This is a genomic window from Psychrobacter sp. JCM 18900, assembly GCF_904846625.1.
In the GTDB taxonomy this organism is placed as follows: Bacteria; Pseudomonadota; Gammaproteobacteria; order Pseudomonadales; family Moraxellaceae; genus Psychrobacter.
Genome location: NZ_CAJHBL010000001.1, coordinates 164,869 through 180,230 on the forward strand (window position 1 = coordinate 164,869; position 15,362 = coordinate 180,230).

13 protein-coding genes are annotated in these 15,362 nt (G+C 44.1%); 6 read left to right on the plus strand and 7 right to left on the minus strand.

Annotation, left to right across the window (positions count from 1 at the left end):
• Positions 1-42: 42 nt before the first annotated feature.
• The 3 genes from JMX96_RS00670 to JMX96_RS00680 all read left to right on the plus strand — a co-directional run bounded on the left by JMX96_RS00670 (position 43) and on the right by JMX96_RS00680 (position 4,148).
• Positions 43-2,586: a membrane-bound PQQ-dependent dehydrogenase, glucose/quinate/shikimate family gene (locus JMX96_RS00670; protein ID WP_201566626.1), complete on the plus strand. Its 2,544-nt coding sequence runs from the start codon at positions 43-45 to the stop codon at positions 2,584-2,586.
• Between the two features lie 347 nt (positions 2,587-2,933).
• Positions 2,934-3,935 (plus strand): LLM class flavin-dependent oxidoreductase, encoded by a 1,002-nt coding sequence (locus JMX96_RS00675; protein ID WP_201566627.1) that lies wholly within the window; start codon positions 2,934-2,936, stop codon positions 3,933-3,935.
• Positions 3,936-3,983: 48 nt separating this feature from the next.
• Positions 3,984-4,148: a hypothetical protein gene (locus tag JMX96_RS00680; protein WP_160021934.1), complete on the plus strand. Its 165-nt coding sequence runs from the start codon at positions 3,984-3,986 to the stop codon at positions 4,146-4,148.
• A 110-nt stretch (positions 4,149-4,258) separates the two neighbouring features.
• Here JMX96_RS00680 and JMX96_RS00685 read toward each other — a convergent pair whose 3' ends face one another.
• The 5 genes from JMX96_RS00685 to ispF form a co-directional block, all read right to left on the minus strand.
• Positions 4,259-5,218, minus strand: a complete 960-nt coding sequence (locus tag JMX96_RS00685) for an AEC family transporter (protein ID WP_201566628.1) — start codon at positions 5,216-5,218, stop codon at positions 4,259-4,261.
• A gap of 240 nt (positions 5,219-5,458) precedes the next feature.
• Positions 5,459-7,354, minus strand: coding sequence for a tRNA uridine-5-carboxymethylaminomethyl(34) synthesis enzyme MnmG (gene mnmG / locus JMX96_RS00690; RefSeq protein ID WP_201566629.1), 1,896 nt, complete (start codon positions 7,352-7,354; stop codon positions 5,459-5,461).
• Positions 7,355-7,782: 428 nt separating this feature from the next.
• A complete protein-coding gene (locus JMX96_RS00695) occupies positions 7,783-8,331 on the minus strand; it encodes a hypothetical protein (protein WP_201566630.1) in 549 nt (182 codons plus the stop codon).
• A 266-nt stretch (positions 8,332-8,597) separates the two neighbouring features.
• Entirely contained in the window at positions 8,598-8,948 is a 351-nt protein-coding gene (gene grxD, locus JMX96_RS00700; RefSeq protein WP_057759647.1) for a Grx4 family monothiol glutaredoxin, read from the minus strand.
• 116 nt (positions 8,949-9,064) lie between these two features.
• Positions 9,065-9,568, minus strand: a complete 504-nt coding sequence (gene ispF, locus JMX96_RS00705; protein WP_201566631.1) for a 2-C-methyl-D-erythritol 2,4-cyclodiphosphate synthase — start codon at positions 9,566-9,568, stop codon at positions 9,065-9,067.
• Positions 9,569-9,828: 260 nt separating this feature from the next.
• Between ispF and mnmA the strand changes: the two genes are divergently transcribed.
• Positions 9,829-11,055: a tRNA 2-thiouridine(34) synthase MnmA gene (mnmA, locus tag JMX96_RS00710; protein WP_201566632.1), complete on the plus strand. Its 1,227-nt coding sequence runs from the start codon at positions 9,829-9,831 to the stop codon at positions 11,053-11,055.
• A 212-nt stretch (positions 11,056-11,267) separates the two neighbouring features.
• Positions 11,268-12,659: an adenylosuccinate lyase gene (gene purB / locus JMX96_RS00715; protein WP_057759636.1), complete on the plus strand. Its 1,392-nt coding sequence runs from the start codon at positions 11,268-11,270 to the stop codon at positions 12,657-12,659.
• A 235-nt stretch (positions 12,660-12,894) separates the two neighbouring features.
• Here the strand turns inward: purB and JMX96_RS00720 are convergent, their stop codons facing one another.
• Positions 12,895-13,080, minus strand: coding sequence for an NF038104 family lipoprotein (locus tag JMX96_RS00720; protein ID WP_057759633.1), 186 nt, complete (start codon positions 13,078-13,080; stop codon positions 12,895-12,897).
• Between the two features lie 190 nt (positions 13,081-13,270).
• Here JMX96_RS00720 and JMX96_RS00725 point away from each other — a divergent pair, with 190 nt between their 5' ends.
• Positions 13,271-14,443, plus strand: coding sequence for a cupin domain-containing protein (locus tag JMX96_RS00725; RefSeq protein WP_201566634.1), 1,173 nt, complete (start codon positions 13,271-13,273; stop codon positions 14,441-14,443).
• A gap of 219 nt (positions 14,444-14,662) precedes the next feature.
• Here the strand turns inward: JMX96_RS00725 and JMX96_RS00730 are convergent, their stop codons facing one another.
• Positions 14,663-15,355, minus strand: a complete 693-nt coding sequence (locus JMX96_RS00730; RefSeq protein ID WP_101204808.1) for a 1-pyrroline-5-carboxylate dehydrogenase — start codon at positions 15,353-15,355, stop codon at positions 14,663-14,665.
• Between the last annotated feature and the right edge of the window lie 7 nt (positions 15,356-15,362).

The window sequence follows — 15,362 nt, forward strand, 5'->3', positions numbered from 1 at the left end:
ATACATATTAACTTGCTCTTTTGTAAACAGGTGATACCGCTCATGGAAAAATTCGTAGCGATCATTATGGCAATTTTTGCCGCCCCTCTACTCATTGGCGGCGCTTATTTATTGTCCTTAGGCGGTAGTCCTTACTACCTTATTGCTGGCGTTATTATACTAACGACAGCTTTTTTATTGTTCAAAAAACACTGGAGTGCTTACGGGCTATATGCGCTATTTATCGTAGCAACCATGGCTTGGGCGCTTTGGGAATCTGGGTTCTATTGGTGGGCGCTAGCACCTCGAGTTGGCTTCCCGCTCATCTTCGGTTTGCTCATGCTACTGCCATGGGTATCCAACAAGATGCGTGGGCCTAAAACTCAAGTAGCCGCAAATGCTGCAGCTAATACATCAACCACAAACACTGTTAAGAAAAGCCCTCTGTATTATTGGGGACTGCTCGTAAGCGTGGCCGTAGGGGCACTACTCTCTTTTGGTAGTCTAGCCAACAATGCCACTGACAAACTCGGTGAGCTTGATTTGACTGCTGCAAATGATGACGAGCAAAACGTCAGCTCAGATGAGACGTCAGCTAACCTTGGTGACCCATTATCAAACGGTCAGCAAACGCCAGATGGCGAGTGGAGCGCGTATGGTCGTACTGATTATGGTCAGCGCTACTCACCTCTCGATAAAATTAATACCGATAATGTCAAAGATTTAGAGCTAGCATGGCAAATCCAAACAGGTGATGTCAAAGGGCCTAACGATGTCGGTGAGACAACTTATCAGGCAACACCATTGAAAATCGGCAATGGCTTATACCTATGTACCCCTCATAACTGGGTACTAGCGCTAGATGCCGACTCTGGTGAGACGCTGTGGAAGTTTGATCCTCAAGTAGAGGAAAACTTACAACGCCAGCATCAAACCTGTCGCGGTGTGTCTTATTATGCTGGTCAAGCAACCAGTCCTGACCCTATCTCTACCGCTGCTAATAATTCAGCAGAGAATAGCAACAGTACAGCTAGCCCCGTGCAAGTACAGAAAATTGCTGGCAATACCTTTGAAAACGCATCTAAGCAATGCGATGCCAAGATATTTATCCCAACTTCTGATGCGAAACTATATGCACTCGATCCAAATACTGGGCAACGCTGCCAAGATTTTGGTGATGATGGTGCACTAGACTTGATGCATAACATGCCGTTCAATCAAGCAGGTTACTATTATTCTACGTCACCACCAGTTATCGCGGGTGATACCATTATCGTCGCTGGTGCTGTCAATGATAACTATGATGTTAACTCGCCATCTGGTGTGATCCGTGCGTATGATGTCAATACTGGTGAGCTTCTTTGGAACTGGGACTCAGGCGATCCTGATAATACAGCGCCTTTCGATGTCAATGATCCAACCCAAACTTATAAGACCAGTTCGCCAAATTCATGGTCAGTCGCTACTGCCGACGAAGAGCTTGGATTGGCATATTTCCCTATGGGTAACCGTACGCCGGATCAGCTAGGCAGTTATCGAAATGCCGCTGAAGAAAAATATGCAACGTCTGTTGTCGCTCTAGATATCGAGACTGGTGAAGCACGCTGGGTTCAGCAGTTTGTCCATCATGACCTTTGGGACATGGACACGCCTGCTCAGCCAACCTTACTTGATCTAGATACGGCCGACGGTGTACAGCCTGCGCTGGTTGTACCAACCAAACAAGGCGATGTATACGTCTTGAACCGCGCAACGGGTGAGCCTATTGTACCGATTAAAGAGCGTCCTGCACCGCAAGGCTATCTCATAGCGGGAGAGCACGCAGCGCCAACTCAGCCTTACTCTGGCTTGAGCTTTGAGCCTGAACCACTGACTGAAAAAGACATGTGGGGTGCCAGTCTCGTTGATCAAATGATGTGCCGTATTGAGTTCAATCAGCTCAATTATGATGGTCGCTATACCCCGCCATCAACCAATGGTAGCTTGGTCTATCCTGGTAACTTTGGTACCTTCAACTGGGGCGGTATTGCAGTCGATCCTGAGAATGGCGTGATGTTCGGTATGCCGACTTACTTGGCATTTACCTCAAAACTCATTCCTAGAGACACGTTGGGCGATGCAGAGACCAATAAAGGCGAGCAAGGCGTCAATGCCAATGAAGGTGCGGATTATGCAGTAGAATTAGGTCCCTTCTTGTCACCATTAGGCGTGCCATGTCAGCAGCCACCATGGGGCACGATTGCTGGTGCTGATCTAGCCACAGGTGATATCGCTTATCAACGCAAAAATGGTACGGTACAAGACTTGTCTCCTATTCCTATCAAACTGGAATTGGGCGTACCTGGTATCGGTGGACCTATCATCACCAAAGGTGGCGTAGCGTTCTTGTCAGCGGCGACAGAAAACAACTTCCGAGCTTATGACTTGAAAAATGGCGACGTGCTATGGAATGTCCGTATTCCAGCAGGTGGTCAAGCCACGCCAATGACTTACTTGAACTCTAAAGGTGAGCAAATGGTCGTATTGGTCGCAGGTGGTCATGGTTCAGTTGGAACAACCATTGGTGATTATGTCTTAGCTTACAAGCTTGGTGACCAAGATAAATAGTATTGCATTTAGTTCTTAAGATAATGATTATTCAATTTATTATTATCTTATAATCGACTAATTAGAGAAGCAGGTAACCTAGGTTGCCTGCTTTTTTTAATGCCATCTTTTTTTAATGCCCTAATATAATGCTGTTAAATCCTTTTATGACCTTACTTACGGTTTATTTATCGCTTATTTTGACCAACGACAACCTTTATAAATACGGCGTAATAATTGTTAAGTGAGCTTAAAAACAGAGTTAGCTGGCTTTGTTATGATTCATTAACAGTGACTAGCGGCACTTGAAACTACCACTGTCTATAAGCATATCAGTAGAAAATAATTTACACACTACTGGAACATTTATGAGTAATAAAATCCCTTTATCTTTTTTAGATCTTGCGCCTGTCCCTCAAGGCAAAACCATCGCTGAAGGCATCGCCCAAACGGTGGAAACCGCGCAGCAAGCGGAAAAATCAGGCTTAAACCGCTACTGGATGGCAGAGCATCACAATATGCCCGGTATTGCCAGTGCAGCTACTTCAGTACTACTATCGCATATCGGTAGTCAAACCGACCGTATCCGTATCGGTGCTGGCGGCGTTATGCTACCGAACCATGCCCCTCTCGTGATTGCCGAGCAGTTTGGTACTTTGCAGGCATTATATGGCGACCGTGTAGACTTAGGTTTAGGCCGTGCGCCTGGTACTGATGGAGCGACGTTTCAGGCACTTCGTCGACAAATGAAAGATGCAGAACGCTTCCCACAAGATGTGCAAGAGCTGATGTATTTCCTAGGTAATGATACAGATGGCAGTCCTGTACAGGCATTTCCTGGCGCAAAATCAGGCATACCGATTTGGATATTAGGCTCTTCTCTATTTGGTGCGACCTTGGCTGCACATTTAGGACTACCTTATGTGTTTGCCTCTCACTTCGCTCCGCAAATGCTTGGACAAGCAATTGAGGCTTACCGTGAACAGTTCAAACCATCTGTCTATCTAGATAAGCCTTATGTGATGCTGGCTGCAAACCTATTGTTGGCTGATGATGATGCGACCGCGCAGTATCACTTTACCTCAGCACAGCAAAGCTTTGTACGTCTGCGCCGTGGCGAAACAGGTCAAATGCCTAAGCCTACTCACGATATGGACGGTATCTGGAGCCAAGCAGAGAAAATGATGGTAGACAATGCATTGTCAGTATCATTCATTGGCTCTGTTGACACGGTCAAACCAAGACTCGCTGCATTTTTAGCAACCTATCAGCCAGATGAGCTGATTGTGACGGCCAATATTTATGACCAAGCCGCCCGTATCCGTTCACTTGAACTTACACCGGAGCTAAACTTATTTACTTTACAATGAAATGAGACGCTTGCATAATTATTGATGAACCTTAACTGGATTTTTGACATGGAAGCAACTCCCATTATCGGTGCATCGCTCATGATTGGCTCGTCGATATTTATGTATATCATCGCCTTTCTTGCAGTTATGGCTATCGGTGGTTATCTGACCTATCGTACTAGTCCAAAGCGCAAGCAGCGCCGTGAAGACAAGCGTAATAGTGAACGCTAGATTAATACCAAAAGCCCTCTTTTCTTATTTGAAAAGAGGGCTTTTTTAAGGCTATCAAAGTTAGATAAAGCGGAAGTACTCACTTATTTAAAAATAGTACAAAATCTGCATTACATCAGTCCAAGCGCACGTAACGTCGCTGCCCCAATCGCCATACCAAACATGCCGACAACAGTGGTAAATGCCAAAATATTAGCCGCCAATACATCATTGCCACCCATTGCTTTTGCCATGACATAGCTGGCTGCAGCTGTTGGTGATGCGACCATCAAGAACAACACCCCCATATGCACGCCTGATAATCCAAAGCCAAGTCCAACAGCGATAGCAATCAATGGTGCAATGACAATTCGCCCAATACTCGCCTGCATGGATAAGCCTGAAGGATGCAACATAGACTTTAGGTTAATACTAGCACCCGCACATATCAGTGCTAGCGGCAGAGCCACTGCTGCTAATAAGTCGCCAGTGGTATGAATCACCCCAGTAAGCGGTGGTAGCGGCAATGCTTTATAGACGAATGCGCCGACCAATGCCAAAATTAGAGGATTGGTCAGTAATTTTTTCACAATCATCGTACCGCGACTAATCCATGTGTCATCCATGCTTTTGGATACGCGGCTCAAGGTAATGACCGCCAAAATATTAAACAGTATCGTCACCACGCCCATATAGACAGCACCGATACTTAATCCTTGCGCGCCATAAGCATTAGCCACGGTTGCAAGGCCAATGATGGCCATGTTGCTACGGAATACGCCTTGTACAAACACACCTTGGTCTTTAGGACGCTTGACGAAGCGTTTGGCATAAAACTCTGCGCCAATAAATAATATAAACGTCACCAAGATACCAACAAGGATAAGCGTAATTTGCTTACCATAATCGACGTCGCTATCGACCACGCTAAAAAACAATAAACACGGCAAGCAATAATTAAAGACAAAACTTGATGCCTGATCGATAAAAGTTTGGCTTGCTTCACCACGTCGTTGCATAAAAAAACCCAACCACATTAAGGCAAGGTTGGGTAAGACAATGGTAATAGCAAAAACAATAGCATCAATCATAAGTAGACTCAGTTCGGTGACAAGCCCATGAATATATGGACATCAGCGAGACAAATTAACAAGTAGTAAGAAAATTTACTGACCTAGTATAGAGACAAAGTAGCAAGTAGGACAAGGCTACATATGATTTTCTTTCAAAATCGATCGTTTTTTTTGATAAACAAAAGCCCGTAACGAAATATCGTTACGGGCTATTTATACTATAAGTGCTTTATTATAAAAGGCTTTATTGCATAGCTATTATGAGTCCAATGCCGCTTTTGCTTTTTTATGCTTTTTAACCGTCATTGCCAACAACTGAATAGCAGCAGGGGTTACACCGCTTACGCGTCCCGCTTGAGCTAGCGTCGCAGGACGAATTTGCGTAAGTTTCTGTACTATCTCATTCGATAGACCTGACACGATACTATAATCAAAATCTAGCGGCAGCGCCGTGTTTTCTAAACGCTTCATTTGATCAATATCTTCTTGTTGACGGTCGATATAGCCAGCATATTTGACAGAAATCTCTATCTGCTCACCCACTTGTGCATCAACAGTTGAGTCAGTGATAGCTGCGATATCGGCAAAATGTATTTGCGGACGCTTTAGCAAATCAAAGGCAGTCGACTCTTTAGACAACACTTCACCCGTTTGCTCAGTCACTTGCTTACCTAAAGCATTAGCAGGCGTGGCCCACATATCTTTTAGGCGTGAAGTTTCTGTCGCAATGGCTTCCATTTTCTCTTGATAGGCTTGCCAGCGTACATCGTCTACCAGACCTAGCTTACGACCAGTCTCAGTCAAACGCTGATCTGCATTGTCTTCACGTAGCAATAAACGATATTCTGCACGGCTCGTAAACATACGATACGGCTCGGTAGTACCGTGGGTAATCAAGTCATCGACAAGCACACCGAGATACGCTTCATCGCGGCGCGGGGTCCATGTGTCAAACTCGCTATTATTAGTAGTGACCAATGCTGCGTTGGTACCTGCGAGCAAACCTTGTACGCCCGCTTCTTCGTAACCAGTTGTACCATTAATTTGACCCGCAAAGTACAGACGATCAATCGACTTGGTCTCAAGCGTTGGCTTGAGATTTTGCGGATCAAAATAATCATACTCGATGGCATAGCCTGGGCGAGTAATATGCGCGTTCTCTAAGCCTTTCATACTGTGAATGAAGTCTAACTGTACATCAAACGGCAAACTGGTTGAGATACCATTTGGATACAACTCATGTGTGGTCAAACCTTCTGGCTCGATGAAAATCTGATGGCTGTCCTTATCTGCAAAACGATGGATTTTGTCTTCAATCGATGGGCAATAACGCGGACCTACGCCTTCGATTTTGCCAGAGAACATTGGTGAACGGTCAAGGTTTTCACGAATAATGTCATGAGTACGCGCATTGGTATGGGTTATATAACAATTGACCTGCTCAGGATGCATAGAGACGTCACCCATATAGCTCATCACTGGCAACGGCGTATCACCCGGCTGTACAGTCATCACGCTGAAATCAACACTACGCGCATCGATACGTGCCGGCGTACCTGTCTTCAGACGACCGACTGGCAGCTTAAGCTCACGTAGACGATCTGCCAACTTGATAGAAGGCTGATCCCCTGCACGGCCACCCTTTGAGTTCTCTAAACCAATATGAATGACACCGCCCAAGAAAGTCCCTGAGGTCAATACCACTGTTTCGGTCTTAAAGACAATACCTGTAGAAGTCACAACAGCCGTTGCGCGGCCATTTTCGACTAAGATATCATCAGCAGCTTGCTGGAATATATCTAGGTTTGGCTGGTTTTCTAGCGTATGGCGGATAGCTGCTTTATACAAGATGCGATCTGCTTGCGCACGCGTGGCACGAACGGCAGCCCCTTTACGGCTGTTCAATACGCGGAACTGAATACCTGCTTTATCCGTTGCCAATGCCATTGCACCGCCCAACGCATCAATCTCACGTACTAGATGCGATTTACCGATACCGCCAATCGCAGGGTTACAACTCATCTGCCCGAGCGTCTCAATATTATGCGTCAACAATAAGGTCTGTGCGCCCATACGTGCAGCCGCCAGAGCAGCTTCTGTACCAGCATGACCACCGCCGATCACTATCACGTCGTAATGTTTTGGGTATTGCATGTGTGCCTCACTTGACTCATAACGCTGCTGATTGCCATATCCTATGTTCAAATAAGAAAACAATCAGCAAATAAACGTCAGTCGAATTTATAAGAAGATAACGACTCAGATAAGTCGTTCATAATTGGTTAGGGCGTGTTCTTATTTTGAAAATGGTAATAAAAATGAGGTAAATTGCAGTCAAGCAAGGAAAATAGCGCAGATAATATCAGGATATTAACCAGCTATTTGACATAGTTTGGCAATATTTAACCATTTTTAGCCCATTCAGATGCTTTTGTTCAGATTAAGGACACGCCCTGAATAACCCATAATTATAACAATTTTTTGATACTTAAAAAACGTTAGAACAAAAACTATTAAAATTAAGCGAAAAGCTTTCTACTCTGGTGACTATCTTACTAGTTGTTGCCTTACTAATGCCTATTTTAACTATCATTTTGGTTATTATTGCCAGGGCTAAGCGGTACGATCTGATCTGATTGCCCACTAGACAGCATATGATGACTACCATACCCTTCTGGATTAATCTGTAGATAGGCGTTCATTTGACCAATCGCCTCACCATCATCACTGGCCAAAATCTGCTCTTTGATAAGCTCAACTGGCGGTAATGGTAAGTTTTTAAGCAATGCTAAGCGCTGATGATTATCACCCTTGTTGACTACCAATTCGATAAGCTGACGGGCATCGATTGGCAAATCTGGTGTGTTTTGTGCTAAAAGTGCCAAATGATAAGCACCTGCAGGATCTTGGTCTACAACGATGCGCTGCTCGATAGCGACATATGTCGCTTCAGTTGCACCGCCTGCCACACTAAGCTGATGAATACATTTAAGTGCTGAGTATGACTCATTATTAGCAATCTCAATAATGCGTGTCGATTCATTTTTCAAACGTTCACGGCGTTTTTCAATCGCCGCCTGCTCAGCCGCTTCTCTTTGCTCGTTTAACTGTTCGCTGGTTTGGTTATTCATAAAGCTCTCTTACTCATCTGATAATTATTATTTATATGGCTTGTATCTTGGACACTATATGGGGGTAAATCCTATAAAAACAACGAAGCCTAATGACATACGCGAGTGGAAATAATAATAGGGACAATAATAAATACGGTACTAACAACACTAATAGCGACAATAAAAAACCCAAATAGCCATCACATGACTATCTGGGTTTGCTGTGCTTGTGTCTTGCAAAGGCTAATTGGACATTAAAGACATCCAATTCACATTTTCAAGTATTAAGCAGCAGGGCTGTTTGCTTCAACCAATGGCTTTAGCTCGCCTGATTGATACATTTGTAAGATGATGTCTGATCCACCCATTAGCTCACCATCAATCCATAACTGCGGAAACGTTGGCCAGTTAGCGATTTTTGGCAACGTTGCACGGATTTCTGGGTTTTCTAAAATGTTTACAAAAGCAAATGGACGACCAATCTGAGTCAACACTTCAATAGAGCGCGCAGAGAAACCACACTGTGGAAATTGCGGTGTGCCTTTCATGTAGATAATAACTTTATTGTCACGGATTTGATCACGGATCAATTGTTCAACGTCGTTTGCAGCAGTGTTTGGGGTTTGCTCACTCATAAAAGCTCCTATTGATAAAGCGGTTCATTAAAATGATTATTTATATAAAATAAATGTGTAAAGACGTGGCTGATACATGGGGCGACTGCCGCTGTATTACAAGCACGAATTGCGATCTATGTAAGTTCGATAGCATTAGGGACTAATAATACCACGGCATTGGCCATGATGCCCTCTTGACGACCCGTAAATCCCAATTTTTCAGTCGTGGTGGCTTTCACACTGATATTGCTAATATCTGTTTGCAGGTCACTAGCGATATTGGCGCGCATTGCTAGATTATGCGGCGCTAACTTTGGACGCTCGCACATCACGGTAATATCAGCATTGCCTAGGCTGTAACCAGCCTCTTGCACTTTACTATAAACATAACGCAGCAGTACTCGTGAATCCAATCCAGCATGTGCCGCATCAGTATCGGGAAAATGCTGCCCGATATCACCAAGCGCCAATGCACCAAGTAGCGCATCAGCAAGTGCGTGCAACACCACATCCCCATCAGAGTGTGCGAGCAAACTGTGAGTATGCTCAATAGGCACGCCTGCTAGTATGACATATTGTTGCTGCTGACCATTATTATGAAAAGCATGAACGTCGATACCTTGACCAATTTTTATCATTATTATTCCAAGATGAGTTAAAGGTGATTAAAATAATTCAAAACCACTATCTGAATTTTCAAAGCGGTTTTACTAGTAGCCAGACACCATCGGTCGCCACCAGTTTCAATTAACTGGTATAATATGATGTTTATTTTATCATAATACCAGATCCAAAAGACAAGCTGACGTTGTTATGCTGAGACTACGTATTGTAGTGATTGCATAACACTTGGCGTCGGCATGTACTTTGGATAACGTATAAATAGTTGAGCCGTTTTATGTCAGCCATACAAAATACCTCAAGCACAACCGTTTCTGAGTCTTTTAATGCTCATCGCCCTTTAACACTTGCTGATGTCGAAAATCCTAGTACCAAGCATGTGATTGTCGGTATGTCAGGTGGGGTCGATTCTTCTGTATCGGCCGTATTACTTCAGCAGGCAGGCTTCAAGGTCGAAGGCTTGTTTATGAAAAACTGGGAAGAAGATGACGGCACCGAATACTGTACGGCGATGGACGATCTAGCAGACGCGCAAGCCGTATGTGACAAAATCGGTATGAAGCTGCACACGGCCAACTTTGCTATGGAATACTGGGATCGCGTATTCGAGCACTTTTTGGCAGAATATAAAGCAGGACGTACCCCAAACCCTGATATCTTGTGCAATAAAGAAATTAAGTTTAAGGCGTTTTTGGACTATGCGTTGACGCTTGGTGCTGACTACATCGCGACCGGTCACTATACGCGCCGCAGTGTGAACTATACCAATGCCGAAGGTGACGAGGTTGCACAGTTATTGCGCGGACTTGATAACAATAAAGACCAAAGCTATTTCTTGCATGCGGTTGGCGGTGACAAAATCGCCAAAACACTATTCCCAGTTGGTGAGCTTGAAAAGCCAGTGGTACGTCAGATTGCTGAAGAGCATGACCTAGCGACGGCTAAAAAGAAAGACTCTACGGGTATTTGCTTTATTGGTGAGCGCCGTTTTAAAGACTTCTTACAGCAATATCTGCCTGCTCAAAAAGGCGAGATACTCACTGATGATAATAAAGTCATCGGTACTCATGATGGCCTCATGTATTACACATTGGGTCAACGTGGCGGCATCGGTATTGGCGGTGTTAAAGACCGTCCTGAAGAACCATGGTTTGTATTGGCAAAAGACTTAGAGAAAAACCGTTTAATCGTTGGTCAAGGGCATGAACATCCCATGCTAATGAGCAACGAGCTAAAAGCCTATAAGCTCGATTGGATCGACGGTCTACCGCCTGCGGATGTATTTAGCGACGAAGGCCTAGCCTGTATGGAAAAGTCTCGCTATCGCCAGCCAGATCAAGCGTGTCGCGTATTTGCGACCAATGCTGATGGCAGCGAAGTGCGCGTCGTATTTGATGAGCCACAGCGCGCTGTCACCCCTGGTCAGTCAGCGGTATTTTATATCGATGAAGTATGTCTGGGCGGCGGCGTGATTGAATCTATCGATGCACCTTGCGGATTCTAATTACTTCCTAAGACCCAACTTAAAGTACAGATATTGACGCAGTGAATAGATTGATTTTAGCGGGCGTCAACATCGCTTTATTTGCATAGACCGCTTTTTTAATATCATATTTCTGCTATATTACGCGCAACGATTTCGACGTCGTTTATTATATGGTAATTTTTTATCCAGACTCTTGCAGTTTTTTATTTCATAACTACTGAGGCATAACCATGACCCCACTTACCGCTCTCTCTCCAATTGATGGCCGTTACGCATCAAAGGCTGACAGCTTACGTCCTTATTTATCTGAATTTGGTCTAATCAAAGCCCGCGTTACGGTAGAGATTCGCTGGTTGCAGTCTTTAGCTGACAACAGCGCAATTGGTGAATTAGCAGCATTTGATGACCAGACCAACGCTTTTTTGAATGCAATCGTTGATGACTTTAGCGAAGCAGATGCTCAAGCTATTAAAGACATCGAAGCGACGACCAATCATGATGTAAAAGCGGTTGAGTACTTTATCAAAGACAAGTTCCGTGGTCAGGATGCCTTGATTGACTCACTTGAGTTCATTCACTTTGCTTGTACCAGTGAAGATATCAATAACCTATCGTATGCATTGATGCTTAAAGACAGCCGCGAGCTAGTCGTTGCAAAAATGCAGCAAGTGACTGACAGTATCGTTGATTTATCTATTGCTCATGCTGATCAGCCAATGCTATCACGCACACATGGTCAGACAGCCAGTCCAACGACATTGGGTAAAGAGATGGCAAACGTGGCCTACCGCCTAGCCCGTCAAATCAAGCAAATCAATCAAGTAGAGCTGTTAGGTAAAATCAACGGCGCAGTCGGTAACTATAATGCGCATTTTTCAGCGTATCCTGATGTCGACTGGCAGAGCCATGCTGAAGCGTTTATCAATCAGCGTCTTGAGCTAACATTTAACCCTTACACCACTCAAATTGAGCCACACGACTATATCGCTGAATTGTTTGATGCTGTTAAGCGCTTCAATACAATCTTGATCGATTTCAACCGTGATATTTGGCAATATATTAGCTTAGGCTATTTTAAACAGCGTCTAAAAGACGGTGAAGTTGGCTCTTCTACCATGCCGCATAAAGTTAATCCAATTGACTTTGAAAACTCTGAAGGTAACTTGGGCGTTGCCAATGCGATGCTGGCCCATTTGGGTGAGAAGCTACCAATTTCACGTATGCAGCGTGACCTATCGGACTCAACAGTGTTGCGTAATATCGGTGTTGGCCTAGCCCAAAGCATGATTGCGTTTGACGCTTGCTTAAAAGGTGTTGGTAAACTTGAGCTAAATGCACAGCGTTTAAATGATGATTTGAATCAAGCGCAAGAAGTGTTGGCAGAGCCGATTCAAACGGTCATGCGTCGCTACCGTGTTGAAAACCCATACGAGAAACTAAAAGCTTTGACTCGTGGTAATGCCATGACTCGTGAAGCCATGCTAACGTTCGTCGAAAGCGATGAGCTATCGGCAGTTAGTGATGCGGATAAAGAACGTCTACGTGCATTGACGCCTGCTACTTATATCGGTAATGCCGCTGAGCAAGCACGCGCTATTAAAGAATGGATTGCCAAGCTTTAATAACTGATAAGGGCATACTGATAATAAGATCGGACTAGAAAGGTAGGAGCGCCTAGTATTATTTACTCGCTCCTACTTGATAGTATTTTTATCTTATTCAGTTGTTATATTAATAGCTATTGTCTGAATAACTATTAATATAACAACTGAATAACTAGTAACCTTACTTTGAACGCTATGACTGGTTTTGATTCGATTGCTTTTGATTCAAAACCCATAGTCGATAAGTAAGGTTTTATTTTTTATCATCATCGTCATCACTGTCGCCTGGTATGATGGCTTTACCCACAGCAACGGTTCCTTTGACCACGCCTTTGGTAGTTTTATAAGCGATTTTTGCGGGTACTGTGACGATTTTATGGACACAGGCTTGTAGCAAAAACACGCTAGCGATAATGACAACAAAATGTAGCTTTTTCATAACGTTCCTACGATTGAGTGGATGCTCTGATGACAGCTATTATTTTGATAATCGTTATTGCTTATATGTACTATATAAACATCACCAAAATAATAGACATCAAATAGATGACAATCTTAAACTATTAAAACCTTCCTATAAAGCATCCCTTATTATTAATCTTGTACATCGTCAAAATATGGATTTATCAATGACTTCTATTCCTCTTTGTTTACCCGACTCTATCACGCCTGAGCAATTCTTATCTGAATACTGGCAAAAGAAGCCACTGCTTATCAAGCAAGGGTTGCCACAGCTGATTGATATGTTTGAGCCAGATGACATGATTGGTCTTGCACTTGAAGAAGATGCTAGCGCAAGACTGCTGACTCAAGCAGCCAGTAAAAAAGAAGGTCAGGCACAGTGGCAACTTAAAAAAAGCCCGTTGAATGAGACTGATTTTGAAAACCTACCAGAGCAATGGACCGTATTGGTGCAGAATCTTGAGCAATGGTCGCCAGAGCTTGGTCAGTTGTGGCAAGCATTTGACTTTATTCCGCAATGGCAGCGCGATGACATCATGGTCTCTTACGCGCCAGCAGGTGGTTCGGTCGGTAAGCATTATGACGACTACGATGTGTTTCTGGCACAAGGCTATGGCTCTAGACGTTGGCAGTTAGGCAAATTCTGTGATGACCAGACAGAGTTTGTTGCTGATGAGCCGCTGCGTTTATTTGACGACATGGGTGAGCTTATTTTTGATGAGATACTAGAAGCGGGTGATGTCCTTTATGTACCGCCTAAATTATCACATTTCGGTGTAGCACAAGATGACTGTCTGACTTTTTCATTTGGTTGCCGCCGTCCAAACCTGATGCAAATCATCGATAGCGTGGCCGATATCGCGACTAACGACAGCAAGCTATTTATCCCGATGCTACTACCGCAAGCGCTACAAGCGTCAGGTGAATTGCAAGCAGATAGTATAGCCGCTATCAAGGTGCAATTGCTAGAGATGCTACAATCTGATCGCGGTGATGATATGATTCGCCAAGCAGTCTCTGAAGTGGTTAGTAAGCGCCAATATGATGCGCTGATGCCAGAAGAAACGTTAGATACCGATGAGCTTATGCAAGCGCTATCAGAAGGGGCCACATTGCAGGCAGACTATAGCAACCGCCTACTCTACAGCCAGACCATTGATGGCACCGTGCTATATGCCAATGGTCAACGTATCGATGGGCTTGATGAAGCGGCGATAGCAGTACTAGTACGCTTAACCAATGGTGAAGCATTACAACATAGCGACGTCACCGATGTTGATGCATATGATTTGAGCGAATGGCTAGAGAACGGCTGGGTATGGGTTGATATTGCTGAATAACATCCTGTCATGAGGCTTCAGTTAAACAGCATAAACAAAAAAAAACCGCTATCTGAGTCATTATCAGATAGCGGTTTTTTCTTATATATTTTTCTTATATATTTTTCTTATACATTTTTTGCAATTACTAGTTTGGCATTTATAGCGCTACCAAACACCGCTTAGCCTTTATGAGAATTGATATAAAAGCTAAGCGGATTCGTAATTACTGCAGTGATTCTACTCTGTACCAAGCTCAAGCAGGCTCGCGTTACCACCGATTGCTGTGGTATTGATAGTCTTGACTCGCTCAGTGACAAAACGATGCAGATAATCAGGCGTTAGCATTTCTGACAAGCCTTCCATATCAGTGACACTGATAACCTGTGTCAAAATACCGTCAGTATTGGCAAGCTCTTGACTGATGGCTTGCACTTCGCTGCGGCTACCAGAGACAGCCACTTGTGCTAGACGATCGATGTATAAAAGCGTCACAGTTTGCGAATCGTTAGCCACACTTAATACATCTTCGCTGATACCTGTATCGTGCAATATCTTAGCAGCTTCATTACACATCTCATCTTGGCTTGGGCAATGCAATATAACTTCATTACCTGTCAACAATGCCGCGATAAGCTGACCTAATACTGCCATGGCTCTAGCAGTTTCGCCGCCGATGACCATCGTCTTACCACGACCAGTCACATACAAGTCATTAGACTCGCCTGTTGCCCCTGTCATACGATGCATTTCATCCAAGCTAGGCGCAGCGCTCAACAAATGGTTGAATAAACGCTTTGCTTTATTGGCATCACCAGTGAGCAATGCCAGTTTTGGAATGGCTGCTTGTAGATACGTTGCGCGATTCACTGCGCCGAGTAATCGCCAAGATTCACAAACCTGGGCATGATTTTTTTTGAATTCAGTCGCCATGTTGCTA

Coding starts and splice junctions, on each gene's coding strand:
- grxD (WP_057759647.1), bottom strand. CDS start 8,948: ATGAGTGAGCAAACCCCAAACACTGCTGCAAACGACGTTGAACAATTG.
- JMX96_RS00670 (WP_201566626.1), top strand. CDS start 43: ATGGAAAAATTCGTAGCGATCATTATGGCAATTTTTGCCGCCCCTCTA.
- ispF (WP_201566631.1), bottom strand. CDS start 9,568: ATGATAAAAATTGGTCAAGGTATCGACGTTCATGCTTTTCATAATAAT.
- mnmA (WP_201566632.1), top strand. CDS start 9,829: ATGTCAGCCATACAAAATACCTCAAGCACAACCGTTTCTGAGTCTTTT.
- JMX96_RS00675 (WP_201566627.1), top strand. CDS start 2,934: ATGAGTAATAAAATCCCTTTATCTTTTTTAGATCTTGCGCCTGTCCCT.
- JMX96_RS00720 (WP_057759633.1), bottom strand. CDS start 13,080: ATGAAAAAGCTACATTTTGTTGTCATTATCGCTAGCGTGTTTTTGCTA.
- mnmG (WP_201566629.1), bottom strand. CDS start 7,354: ATGCAATACCCAAAACATTACGACGTGATAGTGATCGGCGGTGGTCAT.
- purB (WP_057759636.1), top strand. CDS start 11,268: ATGACCCCACTTACCGCTCTCTCTCCAATTGATGGCCGTTACGCATCA.
- JMX96_RS00725 (WP_201566634.1), top strand. CDS start 13,271: ATGACTTCTATTCCTCTTTGTTTACCCGACTCTATCACGCCTGAGCAA.
- JMX96_RS00685 (WP_201566628.1), bottom strand. CDS start 5,218: ATGATTGATGCTATTGTTTTTGCTATTACCATTGTCTTACCCAACCTT.
- JMX96_RS00695 (WP_201566630.1), bottom strand. CDS start 8,331: ATGAATAACCAAACCAGCGAACAGTTAAACGAGCAAAGAGAAGCGGCT.
- JMX96_RS00680 (WP_160021934.1), top strand. CDS start 3,984: ATGGAAGCAACTCCCATTATCGGTGCATCGCTCATGATTGGCTCGTCG.
- JMX96_RS00730 (WP_101204808.1), bottom strand. CDS start 15,355: ATGGCGACTGAATTCAAAAAAAATCATGCCCAGGTTTGTGAATCTTGG.